The sequence below is a fragment of the Streptococcus sp. 27098_8_23 genome (assembly GCF_041432195.1).
In the GTDB taxonomy this organism is placed as follows: Bacteria; Bacillota; Bacilli; order Lactobacillales; family Streptococcaceae; genus Streptococcus.
On record NZ_JAPVZF010000001.1, the window covers coordinates 15541 to 36860 of the forward strand.

The following is a 21320-nucleotide window of genomic DNA, read 5'->3' on the forward strand; positions in this document are numbered from 1 at the left end:
TTATTTGACTTTGTCACTTTCGTGGTTGATAATTTTGCTGAGGAATTGTTGGGCACGAGGTTCACTTGGATTGTCAAAAAAGTCATCGACATCTGTCGTATCTACTAAAACCTCTCCGTCGGCCATAAAGATAATGCGGTCCGCAACCTCTCGAGCAAAGCCCATTTCGTGGGTAACGATGATCATGTTCATCCCGTCATGCGCCAGTTTTTGCATAACTGCTAGTACATCACCGATAGTCTCAGGGTCAAGGGCAGATGTTGGCTCATCAAAGAGGAGGAGCTCCGGATGCATGGCAAGACCACGAGCAATCGCGATCCGCTGTTTTTGACCACCAGATAGCATAGCTGGATAGGAATCTTTCTTGTCCCACATGTTTACAAATTCCAGATATTTTTGGGCTGTTTTTTCAGCTTCTTTTTTATCAATTCCTAGAACTTTTATGGGCGTTAGTGTCACGTTTTCTAACACTGTTTTGTGTGGATAAAGATTAAAATGTTGAAAAACCATGCCGACTTCCTTACGAAGAGGAACTAAATCTTTCTGACTAGCACCTGCTACTTGGTGTCCATTGACCAGGAGACTTCCTTTGTCAACAGCCTCTAAACCATTGATCGTACGGATAAGAGTTGACTTCCCAGAGCCGGAAGGTCCAAGCAGGACAACAACTTGTCCTTTTTCAAAACGGAGATTGATGTCGCGGAGTGCGTGGTAGTCTCCGTAATATTTTTCGACGTTTTTAAATTCTACTAAAGCCATGAGAGATCTCCTTTGTGTTAGATTTTATAACATGATTCTACAACAAAAGAGTGTTCTTGTCAAATCATATCTGAAAAAAATTCACTAAAATGTTATAAAAAAGCAATCTGAATAGAGAAAATGCCTAAATCATGTTATAATGAAACGATAGAATTCTTAGAAAGAGTGGATGTTTTTTTGATAACTCCTACTTATGAATGGCAGTTTGCCCCGCAGGTTGAAGATGCGGATTTTACAAAGATAGCCAAGAAGGCTGGAATGGGTCCTGAGGTGGCTCGATTATTATTTGAAAGAGGGATTCAGGATGAAGAAAGTCTAAAGAAGTTTTTAGAACCTTCTTTAGAGGACTTACATGATCCCTATCTGCTCCATGATATGGATAAGGCAGTGAAAAGGATTCGTCAGGCCATTGAAGAAGGGGAAAACATTCTCATCTATGGAGACTACGATGCGGATGGTATGACTTCAGCTTCTATTGTTAAGGAAAGTTTGGAACAGCTTGGCGCCGAGTGCCGTGTTTACCTGCCCAATCGTTTTACCGATGGCTATGGTCCCAATGCCAGTGTCTATAAATACTTTATCGAGCAAGAGGGAATTTCCCTGATTGTGACAGTGGATAATGGAGTTGCAGGGCACGAAGCCATTGAATTGGCCCAGTCTATGGGAGTGGATGTCATTGTGACCGACCACCATTCCATGCCGGAAACCCTTCCTGATGCCTATGCGATTGTCCATCCTGAGCATCCGGATGCGGACTATCCCTTCAAATATTTGGCTGGATGCGGAGTGGCTTTCAAGCTGGCTTGCGCTCTTTTAGAAGAAGTGCAAGTGGAGTTGCTCGATTTGGTTGCTATCGGAACTATTGCCGATATGGTGAGTTTGACAGATGAAAACCGTATTTTGGTTCAATATGGTCTGGAAATGTTGGGACATACTCAGCGCATCGGTCTGCAAGAAATGCTGGATATGGCTGGGATTGCTGCTAATGAAGTAACAGAAGAAACGGTTGGTTTCCAGATTGCCCCTCGTTTGAATGCCTTGGGTCGCTTGGATGATCCTAATCCTGCCATTGATTTACTGACTGGGTTTGACGACGAGGAAGCTCATGAGATTGCCCTTATGATTCACCAGAAAAATGAAGAGCGCAAGGAAATCGTTCAGTCAATCTATGAAGAAGCTAAGACCATGGTGGATCCTGAGAAGAAGGTCCAGGTTTTGGCCAAGGAAGGCTGGAATCCTGGCGTTCTGGGTATCGTTGCTGGTCGTTTGTTGGAAGAACTAGGGCAGACAGTCATCGTTCTTAATATAGAGGAGGGTCGTGCTAAGGGTAGCGCTCGTAGTGTGGAAGCAGTCGATATTTTTGAGGCTCTGGATCCCCATCGAGACCTCTTTATCGCCTTTGGCGGCCATGCTGGTGCAGCAGGGATGACGCTGGAAGTTGAGAAACTTTCAGATTTATCTCAGGTTTTGGAAGACTATGTCCGTGAAAAAGGCGCAGATGCTGCTGGCAAGAACAAGTTAAATCTAGATGAAGAGCTAGACTTGGAGACTCTTAGCTTGGAAACAGTCAAAAGCTTTGAACGTTTAGCTCCCTTTGGAATGGACAATCAGAAACCTGTTTTTTATATCAAGGATTTTCATGTCGAAAGTGCTAGAACCATGGGAGCAGGCAATGCCCACCTCAAACTAAAAATTTCCAAGGGTGAGGCGAGTTTTGAAGTGGTGGCCTTCGGACAAGGTAGATGGGCGACAGAGTTTGCTCAAACCAAGAATCTAGAATTGGCAGTCACCCTGTCTGTCAACCAATGGAATGGGCAAACTGCTCTCCAGTTAATGATGGTGGATGCGCGTGTGGAGGGTGTTCAACTCTTTAACATTCGTGGGAAGAACGTAGCCCTGCCAGAAGGGGTTCCAGTCTTGGATTTCTCTGGAGAGGTGCCAGATTTAGCGACTAGTGATGCTGTGGTTGTAAAAACCATTCCTGAGGATATTACCTTGCTGAAAACCATTTTTCAGGAACAGAATTTCTCAGCTGTCTATTTCAAAAATGACATTGACAAGGCCTACTATCTGACAGGTTATGGAACTAGAGAGCAGTTTGCCAAATTGTACAAGACCATTTACCAGTTCCCAGAGTTTGATATTCGCTACAAGCTGAAAGATTTGGCGGCTTATCTCAATATTCAACAAATCTTGCTGGTCAAGATGATCCAAGTATTTGAAGAACTGGGCTTTGTAACTATCAAAGATGGTGTCATGACTGTCAATAAAGAAGCTCCGAAAAGGGAAATTGCTGAAAGTCAGATTTACCAAAATCTCAAACAAACTGTAAAAAATCAAGAAATGATGGCGCTGGGTACCGTGCAGGAAATGTATGATTTTTTAATGGAGTTATAGATGGAAAGGGACTGAGCTGACCAATCTCGGTCTCTTTTTGTCGGATAAATGCTTGATGTGGGAGTGGTTGATAAGACGGTCTTTTGAGTGGTCTACTGATATAAAGATTGGGGAAAATGATTCATTTTCTATTCTCTTCTATCACTTTATACGATGTCTGCTTTTAAACCTTATGTAGTAAAAGTATAAATTTTTGTAACATGACTAAAATATAACTCTAAACTAACTGACATGTAAATCAAGTATGATTTTCTTATCAAGAAAATATAAGGGGAATCTAGTTATGAAAAAAACAGTTACGAAACTGACTCTTGGTTTGACTTCTACCGCTATTTTAGCTACAGTTGGGGCTCAAACTGTGCATGCGAACTCTTACGTTGTCCAAGACGGTGATTCATTTTATGCCATTGCAACTGCAAACGGCATGGATCCGCATGAGTTGGCAGCTTTGAATGGAAAAACCATCTTTGACACTATCCACCCAGGGGATGTATTGGAAGTGAGTGCTTCCGCTCAGGCTAGCTCTACCTACAGTGCTCCAGCTAGCACTGCGAATGTGGTATCAGATACAGAGGAAGTTGTCGAAAAGACTCCTACAAACTATGGAAACTCTTATCCTGTTGGTCAGTGTACATGGGGCGTGAAAGAATTGGCTCCTTGGGCTAGCAACTGGTGGGGAAATGCCAACACGTGGGCAATCTACGCGAGCGCTCAAGGTTATAAGACAGGAAGTGTTCCAGTAGTAGGAGCAATCGCCGTTTGGGACGGTGGTGAATATGGACACGTTGCTTATGTAACAGATGTTCAAAGTGAAAACTCTATCCAGGTATTGGAAGCAAACTACAGACGTCAAAAGCAGATTGCGAATTATCGTGGCTTCTTTAATCCTCATGAATTTTTAGGAAACGTCACTTATATCTATCCAAACTAAAGATGATAAAAAGATTTAGAATTTCTAAGTCTTTTTTCTTTTTGAAAAAATTTCCTAACGTTATCCTCTATCTTAGTGGCTAATTGCTGAAAAATTTTTAGATTTTGTAACGAACAGGAAATTCTCGCTTGTGGATGTAGATAAACCATGTCTTTGTAGAAAATAGTTCTCAAGTCGAGAGGTAAAAGCAAGTTTTTTTGAACTAAAAGAGAAATTTAGGGTTCGAGAAAGGTATCTGAAATCAAATTGATTCAAACAGCCCATATTTTTGATGGTGCAATCGTTCTAATATCTTCGATGAAGCCTCCAAAAGAGAAGTCAAAGTAAAAAAATTTGATTCACAGTAGTGACTAATCTCTAGTTAAAAACCTATCTTCGTTTTGAAAATAATCAAAAAAATGGTATAATGGTAGGAAAAGATTCGGCTGGAAGTTTTAGAACTTTTAGAATAAGAGGGTAAATTCACCCTATAATCAAGATAAATGAAGTTTCGGAGGGAAAATGAGTAATATTAGTTTAACAACACTAGGTGGTGTACGAGAAAATGGGAAAAATATGTACATCGCTGAAATCGATGGTTCTATTTTTGTTTTGGATGCAGGGCTTAAATACCCTGAAAATGAACAACTAGGTGTTGATGTCGTCATTCCAAATATGGACTACCTTTTTGAAAATAGCGATCGTATCGCAGGGGTCTTTTTGACCCACGGACATGCGGATGCTATTGGTGCCCTGCCTTATCTTTTGGCAGAGGCTAAGGTGCCTGTGTTTGGTTCTGAGTTGACCATTGAGTTGGCCAAACTCTTTGTCAAAGGAAATGATACGGTTAAGAAATTCAATGACTTCCATGTGATTGATGAAGATACGGAGATCGACTTTGGAGGGACTGTGGTTTCCTTCTTCCGTACAACCCACTCCATCCCAGAAAGTTTGGGAATAGTCCTGAAAACAGCTGAAGGTAGCATTGTTTATACAGGGGACTTCAAGTTTGACCAGACAGCCAGTGAATCCTATGCGACGGATTTTGCTCGTTTGGCAGAAATCGGTCGTGATGGTGTCTTGGCGCTCCTCAGTGATTCAGCCAATGCAGACAGCAATATCCAGGTGGCGAGCGAGAGTGAAGTTGGAGAGGAAATTACCCAGACCATTGCAGACTGGGAAGGTCGTATCATCGTTGCAGCAGTTGCCAGCAACCTCTCTCGTATCCAGCAGGTTTTTGATGCTGCAGCAGATACAGGTCGCCGAGTTGTTTTGACTGGATTTGATATTGAAAATATCGTCCGCACTGCGATTCGCCTCAAAAAATTATCTCTAGCCAACGAAAGTCTCTTGATTAAACCTAAAGAAATGTCTCGTTTTGAAGACCATGAGTTGATTATCCTTGAGACGGGCCGTATGGGTGAGCCTATTAATGGACTTCGTAAGATGTCCATTGGTCGCCACCGCTATGTGGAAATCAAAGACGGAGACTTAGTTTATATCGTAACGACTCCATCTATCGCCAAAGAAGCTGTCATGGCGCGTGTTGAAAACATGATCTACCAAGCTGGTGGTGTGGTGAAACTCATCACCCAAAGCTTGCGAGTATCCGGACATGGGAATGCGCGTGATTTGCAGTTGATGATCAATCTTCTGCAGCCAAACTACCTCTTCCCTATCCAAGGGGAGTACCGTGAGTTAGATGCGCATGCCAAGGCTGCCATGGCAGTTGGGATGTTGCCAGAACGCATTTTCATCCCTAAAAAGGGAACGACCATGTCTTATGAACATGGAGACTTTGTTCCAGCTGGAGCAGTTTCTGCAGGGGATGTCTTGATTGACGGAAATGCCATCGGGGATGTTGGAAATGTGGTCCTTCGTGACCGTAAGGTCTTGTCAGAGGATGGAATCTTTATCGTGGCGATCACTGTCAACCGTCGTGAGAAGAAAATTGTGGCTAAGGCCCGTGTTCATACGCGTGGATTTGTTTATCTCAAGAAGAGCCGTGATATTCTCCGTGAAAGTTCAGAATTGATTAACCAAACGGTAGAAGAGTATCTTCAAGGTGATGACTTTGACTGGGCAGATCTCAAAGGCAAGGTTCGTGATAATCTGACTAAATACCTCTTTGATCAAACCAAGCGTCGTCCAGCAATCTTGCCAGTCGTGATGGAAGCAAAATAATAAGCAGAATACCTACAGAAAAAGTCGAAATTCGGCTTTTTCTTATAGAATAGTAAAAGGAGACAACCATGGCAGTTATGAATATTGAGTATTACTCAAAAGTTTTGGATATGGAGTGGGGCGTTACCGTATTCTATCCAGATGCTAGTCGGGTGACTGAACCAGATTGCACAGATATTCCTGTCCTTTATCTTTTGCACGGAATGTCAGGAAACCAAAATAGCTGGCTCAAACGTACCAATGTCGAACGCTTGTTGCGTGGAACCAATCTTATTGTCATCATGCCCAATACTAGCAATGGCTGGTACACAGATACTCAGTATGGCTATAACTACTATACTGCTCTAGCAGAAGAACTCCCCCAGGTCATGAAACGTTTCTTCCCTAATATGACCAGCAAGCGAGAAAAGACCTTTATAGCTGGTCTCTCCATGGGAGGATATGGTTCCTTCAAACTCGCTCTGTCGACAAATCGTTTTTCTCATGCGGCTAGTTTTTCTGGTGCGCTCAGTTTTCAGGAATTTTCTCCTGAAAGTCAGGATTTGGGATCACTTGCCTACTGGCGAGGAGTTTTTGGAGAGATTAAAGACTGGACAGCTAGTCCTCATTCGCTGGAAACTATCGCTGCAAAGTCCGATCAAAAGACCAAACTATGGGCTTGGTGTGGAGAGCAAGACTATCTCTACTCTGCCAATAACCTCGCAGTGAAAAACCTCAAAAAGCTTGGTTTTGAGGTGACCTATAGTCACAGTCCAGGTAAGCACGAGTGGTACTACTGGGAAAAACAATTGGAGCGTTTTTTGGCTACCTTACCAATTGACTTTGTCTTGGAAGAACGTTTATCTTAGTTTTAGGTTTCTTTCAGCTTTCTTCAGTAAAATAGAGAATCTATCTTGATCAAGGAGAATGTGATTTCAAGATAGGTTCTTATTTTTATGAAAGGTGGGGCGTCATGTTCTGGATTATTCGATTATTCTTCCGATTTCTTTTGGGAATTTGGCGTTTCTTCTGGCGTCTGGTTTGGACTGTAGTTATTCTATTGCTCATTGCTTTTGGAGTGGTTTGGTATCTGTCTGGTGATTTTCATTCTGCGGTCAATCAGGTTGAAAAAATGAGCAAGATTGGTCAAGGTGGCTGGAATCAATGGAAGGAGACGGGAACGCTGGAAGTCTTGTCTCAGACAGACAGTCACCAACATGCAGAAGGCAAGTGGGCTCAGGCATCAGCTCGCATCTATATTGAGCCTCAAATGGATGAGACCTTCCAAGGTGCTTATGCAGAAGCTATAAAAAACTGGAATCAAACAGGAGCTTTTACCTTTGAGGTGGTTGCAGATCCTAGCCAGGCAGATATTGTGGCAAGTGAGATGAATGATGGATCGACCGCTGTAGCTGGTCAAGCCGAGAGTCAAACCAATTTGTTAACCAATCAATTTATATCTGTAACGGTTCGCCTGAATCACTATTATCTATCCAATCCAAACTATGGTTATTCTTATGAACGAATCGTGCACACGGCGGAGCACGAGCTGGGGCATGCCATTGGATTGGATCATACCAACGAAACTTCTGTCATGCAGCCAGCAGGTTCTTACTATGGAATTCAGCCTCAGGATGTGACAGCTGTTCAAGAACTCTATTCCAGTAGCGACTAGATGAAGTCGGTGCAATCTGAAATGAAATCAAAGCTCCTCCAACAAGTGATTGGTGGGCTTTTTGTTCGTCCTGTTACGGCCTTTTTGCTATAATGGAACTATGAACAACTTGATTAAATCAAAACTAGAGCTCCTGCCAACCAGCCCTGGTTGTTACATTCACAAGGATAAAAATGGCACTATTATCTATGTAGGAAAGGCTAAAAATCTGCGCAACCGCGTGCGCTCCTATTTTCGTGGGAGTCACGATACCAAGACGGAAGCTCTGGTATCTGAGATTGTGGATTTTGAATTTATCGTCACTGAGTCCAATATTGAGGCACTTCTCCTAGAAATCAACCTGATTAAGGAAAATAAGCCCAAGTACAATATCATGCTCAAGGATGATAAGTCCTATCCCTTCATCAAAATCACCAATGAGCGTTTTCCTCGCTTGATTATCACCCGTCAGGTCAAAAAGGACGGAGGTCTTTATTTTGGCCCTTATCCAGATGTGGGGGCAGCCAATGAAATCAAGAGACTATTGGACCGGATTTTTCCTTTTCGGAAATGTACCAACCCACCCTCTAAAGTCTGTTTTTATTACCATATTGGCCAATGTATGGCTCACACCATCTGTAAAAAAGATGAGGCTTATTTCCATTCCATGGCTCAGGAGGTTTCTGATTTCCTAAAAGGACAGGATGACAAAATCATCGATGACCTCAAGGGCAAGATGGCAAAGGCAGCTCAAAGTATGGAGTTTGAACGTGCGGCGGAATACCGTGACCTGATTCAGGCCATTGGAACGCTTCGGACCAAGCAACGGGTCATGGCGAAAGATTTGCAAAATCGGGACGTCTTTGGTTACTATGTGGATAAGGGCTGGATGTGTGTTCAGGTTTTCTTTGTTCGTCAAGGCAAGCTCATTGAGCGGGATGTCAATCTCTTCCCCTACTACAATGATCCGGATGAGGACTTCTTGACCTATGTGGGACAATTCTATCAAGAAAAATCTCACCTGGTTCCCAATGAGGTATTGATTCCGCAGGATATTGACGAAGAAGCCGTCAAGGCCTTGGTGGATACCAAGATTCTCAAACCCCAACGTGGAGAGAAAAAACAACTGGTCAATCTAGCCATAAAAAATGCCCGTGTTAGTCTGGAGCAGAAGTTCAATCTGCTAGAAAAATCTGTTGAAAAGACCCAAGGAGCTATTGAAAATCTGGGACGCTTGCTCCAAATCCCGACCCCAGTACGTATCGAATCCTTTGATAACTCTAATATCATGGGAACCAGTCCTGTTTCAGCTATGGTGGTCTTTGTCAACGGTAAACCGAGTAAAAAAGATTACCGTAAGTACAAGATAAAAACGGTTGTAGGTCCAGACGACTATGCTAGTATGCGAGAGGTCATCCGCAGACGCTATGGTCGAGTACAGCGAGAAGATTTAACTCCACCAGATTTGATTGTCATTGATGGAGGACAAGGGCAAGTCAATATTGCTAAGCAGGTTATTCAAGAAGAGCTGGGTTTGGATATCCCAATTGCAGGTCTGCAAAAGAATGACAAGCACCAAACCCATGAACTGCTCTTTGGAGATCCGCTGGAAGTGGTGGAGTTGTCACGAAACTCTCAGGAATTTTTCCTCCTCCAACGCATCCAAGATGAGGTCCACCGCTTTGCTATCACCTTCCACCGCCAACTGCGCTCAAAGAATTCCTTTTCTTCACAACTGGATGGGATTGAAGGTCTGGGACCTAAACGCAAGCAGAATCTCATGAAGCATTTCAAGTCTCTCACTAAAATCAAGGAAGCCAGTGTGGATGAGATTGTCGAAGTTGGTGTGCCAAGGGCAGTCGCAGAAGCTGTTCAGAGAAAGTTGAACCCTCAGGAAGAAGTGGAGTTGGCTCAAGTGGCGGAAGAGAGAGTAGATTACCAAACGGAAGGAAACTATCATGAACCATAAAATCGCAATTTTATCAGATATTCATGGCAATGCGACGGCGCTAGAAGCAGTAATTGCAGATGCTAAAACTCAAGGAGCCAGTGAATATTGGCTCATGGGAGACATTTTCCTCCCTGGTCCAGGTGCAAATGACTTGGTCGCTCTGTTAAAGGAACTTCCTATCACGGCAAGTGTTCGAGGCAATTGGGATGATTGTGTCCTTGAGGCTTTAGATGGGCAATATGGCTTAGAAGACCCACAGGAAGTTCAGCTCTTGCGTATGACACAGTATTTGATGGAGCGAATGGATCCTGCAACGATTGTCTGGCTACGAAGCTTACCTTTGCTAGAAAAGAAAGAAGTTGATGGACTGCGCTTTTCTCTTTCTCATAATTTGCCAAATAAGAACTATGGTGGTGACTTGTCTGTTGGGAATAACACAGATAAATTTGACCAACTCCTAGACGAGGAAACGGACGTGGCAGTCTATGGTCATGTCCACAAGCAGTTGCTTCGTTACGGCAGTCAAGGGCAACAAATCATCAATCCAGGTACGATTGGTATGCCCTATTTTGATTGGGAGGCGTTAAAAAATCACCGTGCCCAGTATGCCGTGATAGAAGTAGAAGATGGGGAATTGGTAAACATTCTATTCCGAAAAGTTGCTTATGACTATGAAGCGGAGTTAGAATTGGCCAAGTCCAAGGGGCTTCCTTTTATCGAAATGTATGAAGAGTTGAGACGCGAGGATAACTATCGGGGCCATAACATCGAGCTTCTAACTTCCTTGATTGAACAACACAATTATCTACAGGAGGCTAATGCTTTCCTTCAGTCTATAAAAACGCATAAGGGGTAAGTAATAAAGTAATGGGATTAACTGTTGATCAGCATAGAGAGCTTGTGGTAAATGATATCCGACAAGCCCTTCAACATGTTTTTGGTGAGCATTTCGAAATTGTAGATATAGAAACGACGGCCCGGAGTGCTTATGGTCCGACATTTATTCTCGAGGTTCATCTTGAAGAATATAAGACAGCAATAAATATGTTGGTTGAAGGTAACGATGTATCACTCCTCTGGGGGCCTGAAAGATTCGGGATGGAGTTTTTGTATGATCGAGATCGTTTTCGAGCTAGCTTTGGAAAGATCAAAGCTTATCTGGATCAACCAGGCCTGATGTTTTCTGAAGCACTGACTCCTGATAATCTCTTAAAAAAGCGTTTTCTTCTTAAAAGAATGATAGAATCGACTTTTGAGGGAATAGCAATAATAGACTTCTGGAGAAGACCCTTCGAAAAGAATGAACCCTTTAGGGTTGTCTTTACTTGTCTTTTGCCTCATTATCCAGCTTTTTTTAGCCTTGAGATAGCGGGGCAGCAGTTTGTTTTTGAAGAGATAGACCCCATGCCTTCTAGTATAGAGGACCAAGCATTTCCAATTCATCAGCCTATTGATCTAACCGTATCCAATATGACTTCTTTCTTGGATTGGTTTAAAGATAGTCTAGAAGGGAATGCTTCCACCGATACGTTTTCTGCTTTAACACTCCCCCTTGATCCTGCTACAGTTGAAGAAAAAGTTTCCCAAGCACAAGAGATAATCCGATCGACGTTTACAAAGGACGTTTCCTTTATGGAAACGAAAAAACTGACCGAGGATCAGACTGTTTATGGGGTTGATTTTTCAGTTCTATCTGAATATTATGATGCGATATTTTCAATTAGCTTGATTGGGCGATACTTTTGCCTTAATGTGGTGGAGCCGAATAAGGTAGATAAGAAAAACAATTGGATGATCAATGGCTTTCCTTATCTGCTGACGGAGGAAAATCTTAGCAAGGTCATCAGGGAAGCGGAAGCCTATTTTGCTAGACAGGTTGAACCAGTTGAAACGAAAGTAGGGTCAACTAAAAGTAATAGTGAAGTAAAACCAAGCACCCCAGCTCCAGTAGAAGTAGACCAAGCCAAGAACAAAGAAGAATTGCTCAAAAAAGAGTATTTAGGATTGAGAAAGCTATGGAAAGTCCAATTCCTGATTTTCTGTCTTTTGATGATCGCCGTCTTCGCCCTAGAAGTGTATATGGGGGGAGCTGGTTATAAGGCCTTTAAGATGAAAATTAAGTATAGTTGGATTTCTGTCCATAGTTTTTCATTTCTCTTTCTGACCTTGTATGCATTGTTGACCCTTTTTCCGACTCAAAAGAGAATCTATGAGCTCTTACCTCAGTCCCCTAGTTGGAAATCTCTTTCGACCAAGGGAGTTCGGCTGCCTAAGAAGGAAACTGGCTGGACCTCTCTAGTGATCCTGATTTTGCTTCTTCTGGGGACTCTTGATTTCCTCAGTCGCAAGCCAGAGCCCAAGGTTGAAAATCCGTTGAACTATCAAGAAATCAATAATCTCTATGAGGAAGAAAGAAATTCTCACTACGATGATATCATCAACAAAATCCAAGACTCTAGTGGCCACTTCTTTGAAAAAGAAAGTCCTGCGTCGGAATAATCTGAGTCCATAGAAGGGCGGGTAGCCTAGTTGAAAAGGAAACAGGATCCTCTATGAAAAATCTCTGCAAGCTCTTTCAAAATATGGTAAAATGGATGCAGTAGAATTAGAAAAGGAAATCGATTATGAAATTTCTTGAATTAAATAAAAAACGTCATGCGACTAAGCATTTTACTGATAAACCGGTAGATCCCAAAGATGTGCGTACGGCTATCGAAATCGCAACCTTGGCCCCAAGTGCCCACAACAGCCAGCCATGGAAGTTTGTGGTGGTTCGTGAGAAAAATGCTGAACTGGCAAAATTGGCTTATGGTTCGAACTTTGAGCAGGTATCATCAGCACCTGTAACCATTGCCTTGTTTACAGATACAGATCTTGCCAAACGTGCTCGTAAGATTGCCCGAGTTGGAGGTGCTAACAATTTCTCTGAAGAGCAACTTCAATATTTTATGAAGAATCTGCCAGCTGAATTTGCGCGTTACAGTGAACAACAAGTCAGCGACTACCTAGCCCTCAATGCAGGTTTGGTTGCCATGAACTTGGTTCTGGCTTTGACAGACCAGGGAATCGGTTCTAACATTATTCTTGGTTTTGACAAATCAAAAACCAACGAAGTTTTGGACATCGAAGACCGTTTCCGCCCAGAACTCTTGATTACAGTGGGTTATACGGACGAGAAACTGGAACCAAGCTACCGCTTGCCAGTAGATGAAATCATCGAGAAAAGATAGAAGGAAGATAATATGACAGCAATTGATTTTACAGCAGAAGTAGAAAAGCGCAAAGAAGACCTCTTGGCTGACTTGTTTAGCCTTTTGGAAATCAACTCAGAACGTGATGATAGCAAGGTTGATGCTGAGCATCCATTTGGACCTGGTCCAGTAAAAGCCTTGGAGAAATTCCTTGAAATCGCAGCCCGCGATGGCTACCCAACTAAAAATGTCGATAACTATGCAGGACATTTTGAGTTTGGTGATGGAGAAGAAGTTCTCGGAATCTTTGCCCATATGGACGTGGTACCAGCTGGTAGCGGTTGGGATACAGACCCTTATACACCAACTATCAAAGACGGTCGCCTCTACGCGCGTGGTGCTTCTGATGACAAGGGACCTACAACAGCTTGTTACTATGGCTTGAAAATCATCAAAGAATTGGGCCTTCCAACTTCTAAGAAAGTTCGCTTTATCGTGGGAACAGACGAAGAATCTGGCTGGGCAGACATGGACTACTACTTTGAACATGTAGGACTTGCGAAACCAGACTTTGGTTTCTCACCTGACGCTGAATTCCCTATCATAAATGGTGAAAAAGGAAACATCACAGAATACCTTCACTTTGCAGGTGAAAATACTGGTTCAGCTCGTCTTCACAGTTTCACAGGTGGATTACGTGAAAACATGGTACCTGAGTCAGCAACTGCAGTTGTTTCAGGGGATTTAGCTGACTTGCAAGCTAAGCTAGACGCCTTCGTTGCAGAACACCAGCTCAGAGGAGAAATTCAAGAAGAGAACGGTCGGTACAAGGTGACTGTAATTGGTAAATCAGCTCATGGTGCTATGCCTGCATCAGGTGTCAATGGTGCGACCTACCTTGCCCTTTTCCTCAGTCAGTTTGACTTTGCAGGACCTGCAAAAGACTACCTTGACATTGCTGGTAAGATTCTTTTGAATGACCACGAAGGTAAAAACTTGAAAGTAGCTCATGTGGATGAAAAGATGGGTGCCCTTTCTATGAATGCCGGTGTCTTTCGCTTTGATGAAACAAGTGCTGACAATACGATTGCTCTTAACTTCCGTTATCCAAAAGGAACAAGTCCAGAGCATATCAAGTCAATCCTTGAAAACTTGCCAGTTGCTTCTGTTAGCCTTTCTGAACACGGACACACCCCTCACTATGTACCGATGGAAGATCCACTTGTGCAAACCTTGTTGAATGTTTATGAAAAACAAACTGGTCTTAAAGGTCACGAGCAAGTCATCGGTGGTGGTACCTTTGGTCGTTTACTGGAACGTGGAGTTGCCTACGGTGCCATGTTCCCAGACTCAATCGATACCATGCACCAAGCCAACGAATTTATCGCCTTGGACGATCTCTTCCGAGCAGCAGCAATCTATGCTGAAGCTATTTATGAACTGATCAAATAAAATGATAGAAGTCTGAGATTGTATGCTTGGACTTCTTTTTGGAGGGAAAACAGATGTCTCAAATTGAAAGAATCAAGCAAGCCATTATGGCGGATCCGCAAAATACCAGCTATACAGAACGCGGAATCGAACCTCTCTTTGCGGCGCCAAAAACTGCCCGCATCAATATTGTCGGTCAGGCTCCTGGGCTTAAAACGCAAGAAGCTGGGATTTATTGGAAGGATAAGAGTGGCGATCGCTTGCGGGACTGGCTAGGTGTGGATGAGGACACCTTTTACAATTCAGGTTATTTTGCAGTTCTGCCCATGGATTTCTACTTTCCGGGGCATGGCAAGTCAGGCGACCTTCCACCTCGTACAGGTTTTGCAGAAAAATGGCATCCGCAACTCTTGCAAGAATTGCCCGATATTCAATTAACTCTCTTGATTGGGCAATATGCCCAAGCCTATTATTTACATGAGAAAGTTAGTGGCAAGGTAACAGAGCGGGTGAAACACTACAAAGACTATCTACCAGAATTTTTCCCTCTGGTGCACCCGTCACCACGAAATCAAATCTGGATGGCTAAGAATCCTTGGTTTGAGTCAGAAGTGGTGCCAGAGTTGAAAAAAAGAATTAAAGCTATTTTAGGAGAAAAAGAATGAAAGAAATAGCCTTCGATGCATTTTACCAGCTTTATCAAAATGAGCAACTTTCTTTAGTGGACGTGAGAGAAGTAGAAGAGTTCGAGACGCTTCATTTAGAAGGTGCTCAGAACCTACCACTTAGTCAATTGGCTGATACTTATGATCAGTTGGACAAGGACCTCTTGCATTATGTCATTTGTAAATCAGGAATGCGTTCAGCGCGTGCTTGTCAGTTTCTAGCTGAACAGGGTTATGACGTTATCAATGTCCAAGGTGGAATGACGGCCTTTGAAAATCTTTAAAGCTATATAGCGTTAGATCCTAATCTTCCCTTGCTCGGTTCCAACTGAGTGAGGGATTTTGTTTTTAGATAATTCTTATTTTTAAAAATATTGAAAACATTCAATGATTAATTTTGGATACTTTTTTCAGAGTCTTAATCATGGTATACTAGGTCAGTATTTTAGAAATATGAAGGAGATTATTATGGCTAAAAAAGGTGCCCTAACAGGCTTGCTCCTGTTTGGAATATTTTTTGGTGCGGGGAACTTAATTTTTCCGCCTTCTCTAGGTGCCTTATCTGGAGAACAGTTTCTTCCTGCCATCGCAGGTTTTGTCTTTTCAGGTGTCGGTATTGCCGTCTTGACACTTATCATCGGAACGCTCAATCCTAAAGGATACATTTATGAGATTTCTAAGAAAATCTCACCTTGGTTTGCGACTCTTTATCTTGCAGTCCTCTATCTATCGATTGGCCCATTCTTTGCTATCCCACGTACAGCAACAACAGCTTACGAAGTTGGGATTAGTCCCCTCTTGTCTGAAGCAAATAAAGGTCTAGGATTGATCATCTTTACTGTGTTGTATTTTGCAGCGGCTTATTTGATTTCACTCAATCCATCAAAGATTTTGGATCGTATCGGACGAATCTTGACGCCAGTCTTTGCTTTGTTGATCGTTATCTTGGTTGTGCTAGGTGCCTTTAAATATGGTGGAACCAGTCCCCAAGCGGCTTCAGATGCTTATCAAGCGTCTGCCTTTGGTACAGGTTTCCTAGAGGGGTATAACACCTTGGATGCCCTAGCCTCAGTGGCTTTTAGTGTGATTGCTGTTCAAACCTTGAAACAACTTGGATTCTCCAGTAAGAAAGAATACATCTCAACTATTTGGGTGGTTGGTATCGTTGTAGCTCTTGCCTTTAGCGCTCTTTACATCGGTTTAGGATTCCTTGGAAATCACTTCCCAGTACCGGCAGAAGTCATGAAGGGTGGAACACCAGGTGTTTATATCTTGTCGCAAGCAACTCAGGAAATCTTTGGTTCAACAGCTCAACTCTTCCTTGCTGTTATGGTAACTGTAACCTGCTTCACAACGACAGTTGGCTTGATTGTGTCAACAGCAGAGTTCTTTAACGGACGTTTTCCACAAATCAGCTACAAGGTCTATGCAACTGCCTTTACTTTAATTGGATTTGCCATTGCAAACCTCGGTCTGGATGCAATCATTAAGTACTCAGTGCCAGTACTGGTAATCTTGTACCCAATCACCATCGCCATTGTGATGATCGTGATTGTTAATAAGTTTGTAGCCCTATCAAAACCGGGCATGCAGTTAACTATTGGTCTTGTTACAGCTATTGCTCTTGCAAGTGTCCTTGGAAGTTCCTTTAAAATTGAGTTTCTTGAAAATCTGATTAATGCCCTTCCGTTTGCGTCAGCCTCTCTTCCATGGCTAGTGCCAGCTATTATCGGAATCTTGCTTTCATTGGTTCTACCAAACAAACAAGAGAGTGATGTTTTTGAGATGGAATAAAAAAACCTTGGCATAAGCCGAGGTTTTTTATTTTTGTAAAAGACACTTAGTTAGTTTTTTCAGTATATCCAAGATCTTTTAACATTTTCTTAGAAGCAGTAAAGCTAACATAGTTACCTACGCCTGAGTATTCTTCTGGTAAGGCTTTTCTAAGTTCGTCAATACTTGCGACTGTGAAGTCGACTTCAGCATCTTGAACGACCTTTCCATCTTTGATTTTGATGCTATGAGTAACACCTTTGAGGCCTTGATATCCTTTATAAGTTTTTTCAACAAATGCTTTAAGAGTTTCAGCAGTAGTATCAAGAGCCTCTGGATCATAGACATTATGACCTGATTGTTTCAATACTTTGTCTCCATCTACACTGTAGGTTAAAGTAGAATTAAAGCCAGTACGAGTATCATTTACAAAGGTCACAGTTTTTACTTCAGATTTGTTTTCTGTAGCTTGCTGGCTAGTAGATTCTACCTGAGTAGTTTCACTTTTTGCTGAGCTAGTTGATGAGGTTGTTGATTGTTTTGAACATCCCAATAAGATAGCTAATGGTAGAGCTATACAAAGAGTCATTTTAAAATATTTGTTCATGTCTTTTCCTTTCATAATCAAAGTATTTTGTATTATAACATGATTCTACTACAAAATCAACTAGACCTCCCCTCTCATCTGACCTGACATGGCAACGAATAGAAACTAGTCTGACGATTAAAGTTTTCTCGCTCTATTTCAAAGAACTTTTATCCTATTCATTGAAAAGTGGAGGAAGTTCAAATGCACTTTTTATGGGATTGGGAGGAGTCTATTGAATTCATCAGTTAGGGATATAATAAAATACCCCAAGAGTCAGAGTTGTGTCTAACTTTTGGGGTGGACCTACACTAGTCTATATGAAATTTTAGGAGATTAGTTCGTCTTTTCTGTGAATCCCATTTTTTCCAGTGCTTTTTTAGAGTTTGAGAAACTGACACGATTGCCGATACCAGAATATTCTTCAGGAAGTGCTTTTCTAAGTTCGCTAATGCTTGCAACTGAGAAGTCAACTTCTAGATCTTGAACAACTTTTCCATCTTTGATTTCAATGGTTTGTTTAACACCTTTGAGTCCATTATAACCTTTGTACTTTTCTTCGATAAAACTCTTGACATCTTCTGGAGTTGCACCAAGGATTTCAGGATCAGCAATGTTATTAGCTGATTGCTTGATAACATTGTCGCCTTCTACAGTATAAACCAAGGTAGAAGTGATTCCAGAATTATTCTTGTTTACAAAGGTATGTGTTTTAGTTGTTTCTTTCTTTTCAGAGGATTGTTGACTGCTTTGTTGGCTCTCACTTGACTGAGTTGTTGTGTCTTCTTTGCTACTGCTGTTAGCAGGTGTTGATGCTTGTTTGGAACATCCGAGCAGGAGGACAAGTGAAGCCACAAGGGCTAGTGATACTTTAAAGTATGATTTCATATTTTTTATTTTCCTTTCATAATCAAAGTATTCGTATTATAACATGGATCGATAGTGAAAGCAACTAAACACAGTTTTTCTTCTTTTGATAAGGAGTCTGACTAGAAAAATGTTATAATGGTAGGAAAGAGGTGAAGAAATGAATCAGACTATAAACTATATCAAAGAACTAACCGCTATTGCATCTCCGACGGGCTTTACTCGTGAGATTTCAGACTACCTAGTCCATACTTTAGAAGAGCTTGGTTACCAGCCTGTTCGCACAGCCAAGGGTGGTGTCAATGTGACCATTAAAGGTCAAAATGATGAACAACAACGCTATGTGACTGCCCATGTGGATACGCTGGGTGCTATTGTTCGTGCAGTCAAACCGGATGGCCGTCTTAAAATGGACCGTATCGGTGGTTTCCCTTGGAACATGATTGAGGGAGAAAACTGTACCGTTCATGTGGCTAGCACAGGTAAAAAGGTATCTGGAACCATCCTCATCCACCAGACTTCATGCCATGTCTACAAAGATGCAGGAACTGCAGAACGCACTCAGGACAATATGGAAGTGCGTTTGGATGCAAAAGTAACCAATGAAAAAGAAACCCGCGCCTTGGGCATAGAGGTCGGTGATTTTATCAGTTTTGATCCGCGAACTGTCGTAACAGAGACTGGTTTTATCAAGTCTCGTCACTTGGACGACAAAGTCAGCGCAGCGATTTTGCTCAATCTTCTTCGTATATACAAGAAAGAGGAGATTGAATTGCCAGTAACAACTCATTTTGCTTTTTCAGTCTTTGAAGAAGTGGGTCACGGTGCAAACTCCAATATTCCAAGTCAGGTAGTAGAATATCTGGCTGTAGATATGGGAGCTATGGGCGATGACCAGCAGACGGATGAGTATACAGTGTCTATCTGTGTCAAGGACGCTTCAGGTCCCTATCACTACGACTTCCGTCAACATTTAGTGGCTTTGGCAAAGGAGCAAGATATTCCATTTAAGCTCGACATTTATCCATTTTACGGTTCGGATGCTTCGGCAGCTATGTCTGCAGGAGCCGAGGTCAAGCATGCCCTCCTTGGAGCTGGTATTGAGTCAAGTCACTCTTACGAACGAACACATATTGATTCAGTAGTGGCGACTGAGCGTATGGTCGATGCCTATCTCAAGAGCGCATTGGTAGACTAATATGTGTTTGATTTGTCAAAGAATTGAATGGATCAAGGCAGGAGAAAATCCCTACTTTGTAAAAGAACTAGAAACAGGCTATGTTGTTATTGGAGACCACCAATACTTTGAGGGCTATACCTTATTTCTGGCAAAAGAGCATATCACAGAACTCCACCATATGGAGACTTCTGTAAAACTTCGTTTTCTAGAGGAAATGAGTTTGGTCCAAGAAGCTGTTGCCAAAACGTTTAAAGCTGAAAAGATGAACATTGAACTTCTAGGAAATGGAGATGCCCACGCTCACTGGCATCTCTTTCCAAGACGGTCAGGTGATATGAGGGGTCATGGATTGAATGGCCGTGGTCCAGTCTGGTGGGTGCCCTGGGAAGAAATGGCGGCAGAAGATTGCCAAGTGAAATCCCATGAGTTGGAACAAATGATTAAAGCCTTATCCGATGAATTAGAGAAGTACATGGTCTAAGAGAGGAAGAAAAAATGAAAAAAAGATACATCGTTTTATCCGGTTTGCTGGCAGTAACCCTAGCAGCATGTTCTCAAGAAAAACCTAAAAATGAAGAAAACACTCAAAAAACGGAACAATCTAGTCAACCTGAAGGAACTGTAGGGAGCAAATCTCAAGCCTCTAGTCAGAAGAAGGCAGAAGTTGTCAATAAGGGAGACTACTATAGTATTCAAGGGAAGTACGATGAAATCGTCATAGCTAATAAGCACTATCCTTTGTCAAAAGACTATAATCCAGGAGAAAATCCAACAGCTAAAGCAGAGTTGCTGAAGCTCATTGCAGCAATGCAAGCAGCTGGCTACCCAATCAGCGATCACTACAGTGGTTTTAGAAGTTATGAAACCCAAACCAAACTTTATCAAGACTATGTCAATCAAGATGGCAAGGAAGCAGCAGATCGCTACTCAGCACGCCCAGGTTACAGTGAACACCAGACGGGTCTTGCTTTTGACCTTATTGGGACAGATGGTGATTTAGTTACTGAAGAAAAGGCAGCCCAGTGGCTCTTGGATCATGCGGCTGACTATGGCTTTGTCGTTCGCTATCTCAAAGGCAAGGAAAAAGAGACTGGCTACATGGCAGAAGAATGGCATCTTCGCTACGTTGGAAAAGAAGCCAAAGAAATTGCTGCAAGTGGCCTCAGTTTGGAAGAGTACTATGGCTTTGAAGGCGGCGATTACGTCGATTAAAAAAGTAATTTTTCTCTTGCATTTTTAGATAAATAGTGTATAATGGAAAGGTATGTGTAAAGCATACTTGTGGGAGGTAAAAAACTTACATTACCGCCAAAACCACAAAGGAGGATTTAAAAATGGCTAAAAAAGTCGAAAAACTTGTAAAATTGCAAATCCCTGCTGGTAAAGCTACACCAGCTCCACCGGTTGGACCTGCTCTTGGTCAAGCTGGTATCAACATCATGGGATTCACAAAAGAGTTCAACGCTCGTACAGCTGACCAAGCTGGTATGATCATTCCAGTTGTTATCTCAGTATACGAAGACAAATCATTTACTTTCGTTACAAAAACACCACCAGCTGCTGTTCTTTTGAAAAAAGCTGCAGGTGTTGAAAAAGGATCAGGTACACCTAACAAAACTAAAGTTGCTACAGTTACTCGTGCACAAGTACAAGAAATTGCAGAAACTAAGATGCCAGATTTGAACGCAGCAAACATTGAGTCTGCAATGCGTATGATCGAAGGTACTGCTCGTTCTATGGGATTCACTGTTGTTGACTAATCAATAACACAGTAGAAAATCTCACAGCAGTCT

General features: G+C 42.2%; 20 protein-coding genes. 17 read left to right on the forward strand and 3 right to left on the reverse strand.

Translation table 11 applies throughout. The features are described from left to right. Complete coding sequence (locus O3652_RS00100) at positions 1-759, reverse strand: amino acid ABC transporter ATP-binding protein (RefSeq protein ID WP_371589967.1); 759 nt, start codon at positions 757-759, stop codon at positions 1-3. 177 nt (positions 760-936) lie between these two features. Between O3652_RS00100 and recJ the strand changes: the two genes are divergently transcribed. From recJ to brnQ, 13 genes are all read left to right on the forward strand, one after another. After that, the gene (gene recJ, locus O3652_RS00105; protein WP_070569226.1) at positions 937-3156 is read left to right on the forward strand and encodes a single-stranded-DNA-specific exonuclease RecJ; all 2220 of its coding nucleotides are present in this window, start codon (positions 937-939) and stop codon (positions 3154-3156) included. A gap of 283 nt (positions 3157-3439) precedes the next feature. After that, the gene (locus O3652_RS00110) at positions 3440-4087 is read left to right on the forward strand and encodes a CHAP domain-containing protein (protein ID WP_125413427.1); all 648 of its coding nucleotides are present in this window, start codon (positions 3440-3442) and stop codon (positions 4085-4087) included. A 501-nt stretch (positions 4088-4588) separates the two neighbouring features. Then, positions 4589-6250, forward strand: a complete 1662-nt coding sequence (locus tag O3652_RS00115; protein WP_049484793.1) for a ribonuclease J — start codon at positions 4589-4591, stop codon at positions 6248-6250. 68 nt (positions 6251-6318) lie between these two features. Beyond that, entirely contained in the window at positions 6319-7098 is a 780-nt protein-coding gene (locus O3652_RS00120; RefSeq protein ID WP_125413428.1) for an alpha/beta hydrolase family protein, read from the forward strand. A gap of 104 nt (positions 7099-7202) precedes the next feature. Next, the gene (locus O3652_RS00125) at positions 7203-7904 is read left to right on the forward strand and encodes a M57 family metalloprotease (protein WP_125413429.1); all 702 of its coding nucleotides are present in this window, start codon (positions 7203-7205) and stop codon (positions 7902-7904) included. A gap of 100 nt (positions 7905-8004) precedes the next feature. After that, complete coding sequence (gene uvrC / locus O3652_RS00130) at positions 8005-9852, forward strand: excinuclease ABC subunit UvrC (RefSeq protein WP_125413430.1); 1848 nt, start codon at positions 8005-8007, stop codon at positions 9850-9852. Continuing rightward, positions 9842-10690: a metallophosphoesterase gene (locus O3652_RS00135; RefSeq protein ID WP_125413431.1), complete on the forward strand. Its 849-nt coding sequence runs from the start codon at positions 9842-9844 to the stop codon at positions 10688-10690. Before uvrC ends, O3652_RS00135 begins: the two co-directional genes overlap by 11 nt. 11 nt (positions 10691-10701) lie before the next feature. Next, complete coding sequence (locus O3652_RS00140; protein WP_125413432.1) at positions 10702-12333, forward strand: hypothetical protein; 1632 nt, start codon at positions 10702-10704, stop codon at positions 12331-12333. Between the two features lie 125 nt (positions 12334-12458). Continuing rightward, complete coding sequence (locus tag O3652_RS00145; RefSeq protein WP_125413433.1) at positions 12459-13064, forward strand: nitroreductase family protein; 606 nt, start codon at positions 12459-12461, stop codon at positions 13062-13064. 12 nt (positions 13065-13076) lie between these two features. Beyond that, positions 13077-14477, forward strand: coding sequence for a dipeptidase PepV (gene pepV / locus O3652_RS00150; protein ID WP_125413434.1), 1401 nt, complete (start codon positions 13077-13079; stop codon positions 14475-14477). A 53-nt stretch (positions 14478-14530) separates the two neighbouring features. Then, positions 14531-15121, forward strand: a complete 591-nt coding sequence (locus O3652_RS00155) for a uracil-DNA glycosylase family protein (protein WP_125413435.1) — start codon at positions 14531-14533, stop codon at positions 15119-15121. Then, on the forward strand, positions 15118-15405 hold the full coding sequence (locus O3652_RS00160; protein ID WP_000658236.1) for a rhodanese-like domain-containing protein: 288 nt from the start codon (positions 15118-15120) through the stop codon (positions 15403-15405). Before O3652_RS00155 ends, O3652_RS00160 begins: the two co-directional genes overlap by 4 nt. Positions 15406-15589: 184 nt before the next feature. Next, on the forward strand, positions 15590-16915 hold the full coding sequence (gene brnQ / locus O3652_RS00165; protein ID WP_185755882.1) for a branched-chain amino acid transport system II carrier protein: 1326 nt from the start codon (positions 15590-15592) through the stop codon (positions 16913-16915). A gap of 46 nt (positions 16916-16961) precedes the next feature. On the opposite strand, the gene O3652_RS00170 is transcribed toward brnQ, so the two are convergent. Continuing rightward, on the reverse strand, positions 16962-17501 hold the full coding sequence (locus tag O3652_RS00170; protein WP_125413437.1) for a DUF1307 domain-containing protein: 540 nt from the start codon (positions 17499-17501) through the stop codon (positions 16962-16964). A 315-nt stretch (positions 17502-17816) separates the two neighbouring features. After that, positions 17817-18368 carry a DUF1307 domain-containing protein gene (locus O3652_RS00175; protein ID WP_125413438.1) on the reverse strand — a complete coding sequence of 184 codons (552 nt, stop codon included), beginning with the start codon at positions 18366-18368 and terminating at the stop codon, positions 17817-17819. Positions 18369-18507: 139 nt separating this feature from the next. Between O3652_RS00175 and O3652_RS00180 the strand changes: the two genes are divergently transcribed. The 4 genes from O3652_RS00180 to rplK all read left to right on the forward strand — a co-directional run bounded on the left by O3652_RS00180 (position 18508) and on the right by rplK (position 21287). Continuing rightward, positions 18508-19545, forward strand: a complete 1038-nt coding sequence (locus tag O3652_RS00180) for a M42 family metallopeptidase (RefSeq protein WP_125413439.1) — start codon at positions 18508-18510, stop codon at positions 19543-19545. A 1-nt stretch (position 19546) separates the two neighbouring features. Continuing rightward, a complete protein-coding gene (locus O3652_RS00185; RefSeq protein WP_061426927.1) occupies positions 19547-20008 on the forward strand; it encodes an HIT family protein in 462 nt (153 codons plus the stop codon). Between the two features lie 14 nt (positions 20009-20022). Continuing rightward, a complete protein-coding gene (gene ldcB / locus O3652_RS00190) occupies positions 20023-20739 on the forward strand; it encodes an LD-carboxypeptidase LdcB/DacB (protein ID WP_061426929.1) in 717 nt (238 codons plus the stop codon). 122 nt (positions 20740-20861) lie between these two features. Next, on the forward strand, positions 20862-21287 hold the full coding sequence (gene rplK, locus O3652_RS00195; RefSeq protein ID WP_001085808.1) for a 50S ribosomal protein L11: 426 nt from the start codon (positions 20862-20864) through the stop codon (positions 21285-21287). The last annotated feature ends 33 nt before the right edge of the window (positions 21288-21320 follow it).

Coding starts and splice junctions, on each gene's coding strand:
- O3652_RS00155 (WP_125413435.1), top strand. CDS start 14,531: ATGTCTCAAATTGAAAGAATCAAGCAAGCCATTATGGCGGATCCGCAA.
- pepV (WP_125413434.1), top strand. CDS start 13,077: ATGACAGCAATTGATTTTACAGCAGAAGTAGAAAAGCGCAAAGAAGAC.
- uvrC (WP_125413430.1), top strand. CDS start 8,005: ATGAACAACTTGATTAAATCAAAACTAGAGCTCCTGCCAACCAGCCCT.
- O3652_RS00160 (WP_000658236.1), top strand. CDS start 15,118: ATGAAAGAAATAGCCTTCGATGCATTTTACCAGCTTTATCAAAATGAG.
- rplK (WP_001085808.1), top strand. CDS start 20,862: ATGGCTAAAAAAGTCGAAAAACTTGTAAAATTGCAAATCCCTGCTGGT.
- O3652_RS00125 (WP_125413429.1), top strand. CDS start 7,203: ATGTTCTGGATTATTCGATTATTCTTCCGATTTCTTTTGGGAATTTGG.
- brnQ (WP_185755882.1), top strand. CDS start 15,590: ATGGCTAAAAAAGGTGCCCTAACAGGCTTGCTCCTGTTTGGAATATTT.
- O3652_RS00135 (WP_125413431.1), top strand. CDS start 9,842: ATGAACCATAAAATCGCAATTTTATCAGATATTCATGGCAATGCGACG.
- O3652_RS00140 (WP_125413432.1), top strand. CDS start 10,702: ATGGGATTAACTGTTGATCAGCATAGAGAGCTTGTGGTAAATGATATC.
- O3652_RS00175 (WP_125413438.1), bottom strand. CDS start 18,368: ATGAAATCATACTTTAAAGTATCACTAGCCCTTGTGGCTTCACTTGTC.
- O3652_RS00115 (WP_049484793.1), top strand. CDS start 4,589: ATGAGTAATATTAGTTTAACAACACTAGGTGGTGTACGAGAAAATGGG.
- O3652_RS00120 (WP_125413428.1), top strand. CDS start 6,319: ATGGCAGTTATGAATATTGAGTATTACTCAAAAGTTTTGGATATGGAG.
- ldcB (WP_061426929.1), top strand. CDS start 20,023: ATGAAAAAAAGATACATCGTTTTATCCGGTTTGCTGGCAGTAACCCTA.
- O3652_RS00170 (WP_125413437.1), bottom strand. CDS start 17,501: ATGAACAAATATTTTAAAATGACTCTTTGTATAGCTCTACCATTAGCT.
- O3652_RS00100 (WP_371589967.1), bottom strand. CDS start 759: ATGGCTTTAGTAGAATTTAAAAACGTCGAAAAATATTACGGAGACTAC.
- O3652_RS00110 (WP_125413427.1), top strand. CDS start 3,440: ATGAAAAAAACAGTTACGAAACTGACTCTTGGTTTGACTTCTACCGCT.
- O3652_RS00145 (WP_125413433.1), top strand. CDS start 12,459: ATGAAATTTCTTGAATTAAATAAAAAACGTCATGCGACTAAGCATTTT.
- O3652_RS00180 (WP_125413439.1), top strand. CDS start 18,508: ATGAATCAGACTATAAACTATATCAAAGAACTAACCGCTATTGCATCT.
- O3652_RS00185 (WP_061426927.1), top strand. CDS start 19,547: ATGTGTTTGATTTGTCAAAGAATTGAATGGATCAAGGCAGGAGAAAAT.